Raw genomic sequence first — 7,964 nt, 5'->3', positions numbered from 1 at the left:
GCGGCAGCTCATTACCGCTGCGCGCCTGCACTGCGCGCGGAGGGTCGAGCGCGACGGCCAGAGGGCCTGAGTGTCCAGGGGCGCACCATGGGGCTGCGGCGAAGCCGCATGCTCCAGGGGCGCGGGGAACTGCGCGACCAGCCACGACGCACGCCGCACCCGGCAACGAACCCCACCGCCCCTACGGCGAACCCCCGACCCCCCACACATAAGGCCCGCGCGGATCATCCAGCCACGCCCATTCCCGCCCCCCACTCACGGTCACCCCGAACCGCTCCCGCACAGGCCGCCCCTCCCGCTCGAACAGCGCCAGCGCCTCATGGGGGTCCATGGCCCCGGCCGTGAGCGTCAGCAGGAAGCGGAACAGTTCGTCCCGCAGAACCCGACGCGGCAACCCCCCGATGTGCTGAACCGGCGGAACCCCCTCCGCATCGCCGCGCAGGGCGACGAAGTACGCCGGGGTGTGCAGGAAGCGGCCCTCCGCGTACGTCGCGTCCCGCACGGTCAGGGCGAGCAGCCCGGTCGAGAGCGGGGCGAGGATCCGTGCCCCGGGCGCGCACTGCCCGAGCCACGCCATGGGCACGGAGCGCAGGGCGCAGGTGGCGAGGATCCGGTCGTACGGGGCCCGCTCGGGGCAGCCGCGCGCCCCGTCCCCGGTGACGACGGCGGGCCGGTGTCCGGCGGCGGCGAGATGGTTGCGGGCCGCTTCGGTGATCTCGGGGTCGAGGTCGACGGTGGTGACGTGGTCGTCGCCGAGCCGGTGGGCGAGGAGCGCCGCGTTGTAGCCGGTGCCCGCGCCGATCTCCAGGACGCGGTGCCCGTCGCGCACGTCGAGGTCGACGAGCATGCGGGCCATGAGCGAGGGCTGGCTGCTGGAGGAGATCAGCTCGCCGTCGCGCAGCCGGGTGGCCAGGGGCTGGTCCGCGTAGATCCCGCGCAGCCAGCGCTCGCGCCGTTCGGGGTCGGGGTGCTCGCCCCAGAGCCGTTCGTAGCCGCCGGGGACGCCGAGGAAGTAGTACGGCACGAAGAGGTGGCGCGGCACCTCCTCGAACGCGGCGCGCCACCGCGCCCCCGGGTCCCCGCCCGCGTCCCACACCCCGCTCTGCGCGATCTCCCGCGCGAGCGCGGCCCGCGCCCGCCCGGCGAGCGAACCGAGGTCACCGACGTCAGCAGGTCCCATATGTCCACTGTCCTGCGCCCCCGCCCGGTCGGCGAGACCTAGGGCCGGAGTCCTCCGCCGGGCGGTCTGGCAGCATGGACAGGTGACTGAGATCCCGCGCGACACGCTTCAGGAGCAGACGTTCTTCGAGCAGGTGGGTGGCGAGGAGACCTTCCGCCGCCTGGTGCACCGCTTCTACGAGGGCGTCGCCCAGGACCCGCTGCTCCGCCCGATGTACCCGGAGGAGGACCTGGGCCCCGCCGAGGAGCGCTTCGCCTTGTTCCTCATGCAGTACTGGGGCGGCCCGCGCACCTACAGCGAGAATCGGGGGCACCCGCGGCTGCGGATGCGGCACGCCCCGTTCCAGGTGGACCGGGCGGCGCACGACGCGTGGCTGGGTCATATGCGGGACGCGGTGGACAGCCTGGGGCTCAGCGAGGAGCACGAGCGGACGCTGTGGAACTACCTGACGTACGCGGCGGCGTCGATGGTGAATACAGCCGGTTGAACACCGCGGGCTGACAAAGCCCTGCCCCCATGACAGCATCCGGACATAGTTTCGGGGGCGCACGACCAGCGCGTGCAGCGTGGACGGGGATGCGGGGGGCGGCACGGGTGTGGGGTTTTGTCCTCCTACGGGTACGGGCGCACCGCCTGCTGCTGACCGCGGCGGTGCTCGCCGTCCTCCTGACGACCTCGGTGCTGGCCATGCTCAGCGCCTTCTCGGCGGCGATCGGCGACGCCTCGCTGCGCCACTCCCTGCGCACCCGGGACGCGGCGACGACCGCGCTCGTGGTCCGTGCCGACGTCCCCGCCGAGGGGCGCCCGGCGGCGGTCGCCGCGCTGGACGAGGGCGCCCGGCGCACCTTCGACGGGCTGCCCGTGCACCGTGCGTCGTTCCTCACGTCGGGCCCGTACGGGCTGCCGCACGCCCCGCGCGGCAAGCAGCCCGACCTGACGAGGTTCGCGGCGATCGAGCGCGCGGAGGTGCGGATCACCGAGGGGCGCATGCCGCGCGCCCCTCACGGCTCCGTGATCGAGGCGGCGCTCCCGTCCGTCGCGGCGCGGCAGTTGAGGCTGGAGCCGGGCGACCGGCTCCCGCTCACCGACCGGCTCGGCGGGCCGAAGGTCACCGTCGTGCTGACCGGGACCTACCGCCCGGCCCGGCCCCAGTCCCCGTACTGGACGCTCGACGAGCTCGGCGGGCGCGGCGTGCGGAAGCTGAGCTACACGACGTACGGGCCGCTGCTCGCCGACGCCTCGGTGCTTACCGGCGGCAAGGTCAGTGACGGGAAGTCGGCGTGGCTGGTGTCGGCGGACTTCCGGACGGTGACGACCGGGCGGATCGGCGCGCTCCGTGACGCGGCCCGCGCGGGCACGCGTGAGCTGCTGCACAGCAAGGCCCTCGCGGGGACGACCGCGGTCGGCACGGGCCTGCCGGACGTGCTCGACCGGGCGGAGCGGGCGCTGCTCGTGGCGCGTTCGACGCTGCTGATCGTCGCCCTGCAGATGGTGCTGCTCGCCGGGTACGCGCTGCTGCTCGTCGCGCGGCTGTTGAGCGCCGAACGGGCCGGTGAGACCTGGACGTTGCGGGCCCGCGGCGGCTCCCGCGCCCGGATCACCGGGCTCGCGGCGGCCGAGGCGCTGCTGCTCGCGCTGCCCGCCGCGCTGCTCGCCCCGCTCCTCGCGGGCCCGCTGACCCGGCTCGTCGCCTCGCAGGGCGCGCTGTCCCGGATCGGCCTGCGCCTCGACGAGGCCGGTACGGGTGGCTCGGTGTGGCTGGTCGGCGCGGCCGTCGCGGTGGGCTGCGCGCTCGCCGTGACCGTGCCCGCGCTCACCGCGCAGGCCCCGGAGCGCGGCCGGGCCCGTGCGCTGCCCGCGCCGCTGCGGGCCGGCGCCGATGTGGGGCTGCTCGTCGTCGCCGGTGTCGCGTACTGGCAGCTGGACCGGCGGACGGACGGCCCGGGGGCGCTCAGCGCCGACCGCGGCGGCGCCCTCGGCATCGACCCGCTGCTCGTCGTGGCCCCCGCGCTCGCGCTGCTCGCGGGCACCGTCCTCACCCTGCGGCTGCTGCCGCCGGTGGCGCGGCTCGCGGAGCGGCGGGCGGCGAGCGGGCGCGGGCTGCCCGCGGCGCTCGCGGGCTGGCAGTTCAGCCGCCGTCCGATGCGCGGGGCGGGGCCGGTGCTGCTGCTCGTCCTCGCGGTCGCCATGGGGGTCCTCGCGATCGGGCAGGGCGCCTCGTGGGACCGTTCGCAGGAGGACCAGGCGGACTTCCGCTCCGGCGCCCCGGTCCGCGTCCTCGCGACGGAACCCGGCATGGACCAGACCGCCCGGTACGCCGGGACGCCCGGGGTGCGGGACGCCGCGCCCGGCTACCGGCTGCCGGTACCGCTCGCCGACGGCCGCACCGCCACGGTCCTCGCGCTCGACACGGCGCACCTGAGGGACGATCTGCTGCTGCGCGGGGACCTCACCGACTCGACGCCGCGCCAGGTCGTCGCGGCGGTCGGAACCGGGTGCGCGACGGCCCCGGGCATCCGGCTCCCCGAGGACACCGCGCACGCCCGCTTCGCCCTGCGTGCGACGAACCTGTCCGGCACCGGCAGCATCGGCCCCGGCGAGATCACCACCGTCTCCGCGACGCTCCAGGACCGCTACGGGCTCACCTACCGGCTGCCCGTCGGCGACCTGCCGGTGGACGGCCGCCTCCACCGGCTCGGCCTGGACCTCGGGCCCGCGGCGGGGCCGCTCTCCGTGACGGGCCTCGACTTCGACACGGACGAACGCGTCGGCAAGGGCACGCGGCACCGCGTCGCGCTGGAGGGCCTCAGCACGGCCGCACCCGGCGGGCGGGCGCGGGCGGTGGGCCTGGAGGGCACGCGGTGGACGACGTCGATGCTGGAGCGCGGCACCCCGGAGGCGGGCGCCGAGGGCGCCCCGGCCCCGCCGAAGCTGGACCCGAACCGGCCCGGACACCCGGCGGCCCTCGTCTACGGCACCGGCTTCGTGCCCCCCGCGCTGGTGCGCTGGGGCGCCCCGCCCAGCGTGAACGTCCGCCTCGACATCGCCCGGCCCGAGGTCGAAGAGGTCGCCGCCGTGGCCACCGACCGCTATCTCGACTCCTCCCACACGCGCACGGGACAGCGCGTCGATGTGGACCTGGGCGGCGCCACCGTACGGGTGCGCATCGTGGCCGGCGTCCGGGCGCTGCCGACGACGGGCCCCGAGGCCGGGGCCGCCGCCACGGACACGGCTACGGACATGGACACGGCCGACGGCGGGACGAAGGACGGCGGCGCGCTCCTGCTCGACCTGCGCGCCCTCAACGCCGCCCTCGCCGACAGCGGCGGCGACCCGGTCGCCCCCAACGAGTGGTGGCTGTCCACGGTCCCCGGTGGCACCGGGAAGGCGGCGGCCTCGTTGCGGGCCCGCCCCGACACCGACCCCGCGCAGGTCGTGGTGCGCGCGGAGATCGGTGAGCAGTTGCGGGACGACCCGCTGGGCGCGGGCCCGCAGTCGGCGCTGGTCGCGGCGGCTCTCGTCGCGGCCCTGCTCGCGGCGGTCGGCTTCGCGGTGAACACGGCGGGCTCCCTGCGCGAGCGGGGCGCGGAGTTCGCGATCCTCGGCGCGCTCGGGGCCTCGCGCCGCAAGCTCGCCCGCCTGGTCGCCGCCGAGCAGGGCATCCTCGTCGCGCTCGCGCTGCTGGTCGGGGCGGCGCTCGGCACGTTCCTGACCCGGGCGGTGGTCCCGCTGATCGTGCTGACCGGCGAGGCGACCAGGCCCGTACCGGACGTGCTCGTGCGGCTCCCCCTCGATCAAGTGGCGCTGCTGCTCGCGGGCGTGGCCTGCGTCCCCGTACTGATCACCGCGGGGCTCGCGCTGCGGCGCCCGCCGCGCGCCGCGGCCACGCTGCGCGTCCAGGGAGGCGAGTGAGATGTCCGCTGCGACGAGGGCGGTGGCGCCCTGGGTACGGACCCGGCTGCGGACCGCGCCGGGGGCCGCGGTGGCGCTGTTCCTGCTCGTGCTGATCGCGTCGTGCCTGGCGGCGGCGTTCCCCCGGGCCGTGGACCGCTACGAGGACCGCGGGCTGCGGCAGGCCGTCGCCGACGAGGCGCCCGACCGGATGACCCTGAACGTCACCACGGCCGACCCCGGCGTCGAACTGCCGCCGGACGAGCGGGCCGAGGCGCTGACCGGGAACGTCACGCGGGCCGCGTACAAGGGGATCGCCGCCGCGCTCCCGCAGCCGTTCGTCACCGATCCGCGCGAGTCGTCGTACGGACTGCGCACCGTCGCGGACGATCTGCCCGGCAGGGACGACTGGCTGCCTCAGCCGGACGGTCTGCAACCGCAGCTCACGCTCTACGCGCAACACGGGCTCGCCGAGCACGCGAAGATCGCCGCGGGCCGGCTGCCCGGCCCCGGCCACACGGCCACCCGGATGGAGGCCGCCGTCACGCGCGAGACCGCGCGCACGATGCGGCTGAAGCCCGGCTCGGTCATCCATCTGACGGGCACCGACGCGCAGCTGATCGCCGTGCGCATCACGGGCATCGTCGTCCCCCGGAACGCCTCGGGCGCCTACTGGTCGGCGACACCGCTGCTGAAGGCGGCGCAGGCGCGGACCACGAAGGACATGCCGCCGTCGCGGTTCTTGGCCGCCGCGCTCCTCGTGCACCCCGACGCCGGACCGGCGCTCCTGCACACGGGCCCGGTCGAGCAGTACTGGCAGCTGTCCCCGGACACCTCCGCGCTCAAGGCCCGGGAACTCCCGGCCCTGCGCGACGCCTTGGCGTACGTGGCGGACGGCCCGGGGCTGCCGAAGGTGCGGGAGGCGACGGGCGACCCGACGACGGACGTCTCCAGCGGCCTCGTCGACGTCATCGCCCGCTTCGACGCGCTGCGCTCCGGCATCACCCCGGTCGTGGCGGTCGCCGCGTACGGGACGGGCACGGTCGCCCTCGTCGTACTGCTCATGGCGGCCGGACTCACCGTGGACCGGCGGCGCGGCGAACTCGCCCTGCTGCGGGCGCGCGGCGGTTCGCTGCGCGGCATCGCCGGGCGGTTGCTCGCCGAGACGGCCGTGGTCGCCGTGCCCGCCGGGGCGCTCGGCTGCCTCCTCGCGGTCGCGGCCGTGCCGGGCGGCCGTCTCGCCCCGGCCGTGGGCGCGGCGGGCGCGGTGACGGTCGTGGCCTGCGCGGCGCTGCCGCTGCGCGCGACGGCCGCGCACCGCCGCGCGCGTCTGCACAGCGCCCGCGGCGACGTGGCCACGGCCCGCCCCTCCGCCCGCCGCACCGTCGCCGAACTGACCGTCCTCGTCCTCGCCGTCGGCGCCGTCGTGGCGCTGCGCCGCCGCGGCGCGACGGACGGCGGCGACGGCCTCGTCGCGCTCGCGCCGGTCCTGGTCGGCGTGGTCGCCGCGTTCGTCCTCGTACGGGTGTACCCGCTGCCGCTGCGCCGCCTGGCCGGCCCCACCGGCCGGCTGCGCGGCGCCGTCGGCCATCTGTCGCTGGCCCGCGCGGCGCGCGCCCAGGCGGGCACGGGCACGACCGTGCTGCCGCTGCTCGCGCTGCTCACGGCGCTGACGACGGCGGCCTTCGGCGGCAGCGTCCTCGCCGGGATCGACACCGCCCGCGACCACGCCGCGCTCCTCGCGACGGGCGCCGACGCGCGCGTGGACGGCGACGCCCCGCTCTCCGAGGCGCGCGTCGCCCGCGTCCGGCGGACACCCGGCGTCGACACCGTCGCCCCCGTCACCATCCGCTACGACGCGGAGGTCAAGGAGGGCACCCGCCGCCTGCCGCTCGCGGCGGTGGACCCGGGATCGTACGCACGTCTGACGCAGCGGACCGGGCTCGGGGCGTTCTCCGCGCGGGAGCTGACCCCGGCGAAGGGCGACGGCGCGCTCCTGGCCGTCGTCTCCCCCTCCATGGCGGACCTCGCCCGGGGCGGCCGCATCGACCTGTGGATGAACGGCGAGGACGTCACCCTGCGCGTGGCCGCCGTCCGCGCCACGACCCCCGCGCTCTCCGACGACTTCCTGATCGTGGACCGCGCGGCCCTCACCCGCGCGACCCGCGCCCCCAACCACCCCACGACACTGCTCCTCATGGGCAGAAGCACGGGCATCGACGCGGCGGCCCTGCGCGCGGCGGCCGCCCCCGACCGGCTCTCCGTCCGGCTGCGCGCCACGGAACGCGCCCGCTACACCGACTCCCCGCTCCAGACCGGCGCCACCGGCGTCTACGTCGCCGCGGTCGCCGCCGGAGCGGGCTTCGCCGCCCTGGCGCTGCTCCTCGCCCTCGCCCGCGCGGCGCCCGAACGCCTCGCGCTCCTGGCCCGCCTGCGCACCATGGGCCTCACCCGCCGCGAGGCGCGCCGCCTGCTGATCCTGGAGGCGCTGCCGCAGGCCCTGCTCGCGGCGGCCGGCGGCACCCTGACGAGCTGGGCGGCGATCCGCCTCCTCTCCCCCGGCCTCGACCTCACGGGCCTGGCACTGGCGCAGACTCCGGGCGCGTCAGCCCACCAGTTGTCCACGGACCCGCTGTCGCTGTTCCTGCCCGCCATGGCCGTCGTCGTCCTCGCGGTGGGGATGGCGTCCGGGCAGGCGTGGTGGGCAGGGCGGGCCGGCTCCGTACGGGAGCTGCGGGCGGGTGAGGTCACGTGAGCATGCGGATATGGGCCGGTGAGGTCACGTGAGCATGCGGATACGGGCCGGTGAGGTCACGTGAGCATGCGGATACGGGCCGGTGAGGTGACGTGAGCACCCGGACGCGGGCAGGCGACGACCGACGTACGACCTCGG

General features: G+C 76.7%; 4 protein-coding genes. 3 read left to right on the top strand and 1 reads right to left on the bottom strand.

Annotated elements, in window-relative coordinates:
* Positions 1-181 precede the first annotated feature (181 nt).
* Positions 182-1,180, bottom strand: a complete 999-nt coding sequence (locus tag ABZ877_RS28140; protein ID WP_361076275.1) for a methyltransferase domain-containing protein — start codon at positions 1,178-1,180, stop codon at positions 182-184.
* Positions 1,181-1,262: 82 nt separating this feature from the next.
* Between ABZ877_RS28140 and ABZ877_RS28135 the strand changes: the two genes are divergently transcribed.
* The 3 genes from ABZ877_RS28135 to ABZ877_RS28125 all read left to right on the top strand — a co-directional run bounded on the left by ABZ877_RS28135 (position 1,263) and on the right by ABZ877_RS28125 (position 7,826).
* Entirely contained in the window at positions 1,263-1,667 is a 405-nt protein-coding gene (locus tag ABZ877_RS28135; RefSeq protein ID WP_361076272.1) for a globin, read from the top strand.
* Positions 1,668-1,756: 89 nt separating this feature from the next.
* Positions 1,757-5,092, top strand: a complete 3,336-nt coding sequence (locus ABZ877_RS28130) for an FtsX-like permease family protein (RefSeq protein ID WP_361076269.1) — start codon at positions 1,757-1,759, stop codon at positions 5,090-5,092.
* A gap of 1 nt (position 5,093) precedes the next feature.
* The gene (locus ABZ877_RS28125) at positions 5,094-7,826 is read left to right on the top strand and encodes an FtsX-like permease family protein (protein ID WP_361076267.1); all 2,733 of its coding nucleotides are present in this window, start codon (positions 5,094-5,096) and stop codon (positions 7,824-7,826) included.
* Positions 7,827-7,964: the final 138 nt, after the last annotated feature.

The organism is Streptomyces sp. NPDC046939 (assembly GCF_040644575.1).
In the GTDB taxonomy this organism is placed as follows: domain Bacteria; phylum Actinomycetota; class Actinomycetes; order Streptomycetales; family Streptomycetaceae; genus Streptomyces.
The sequence above is the reverse complement of the archived record's forward strand: the minus strand, read 5'-3'. Positions and strand labels throughout refer to the sequence as shown.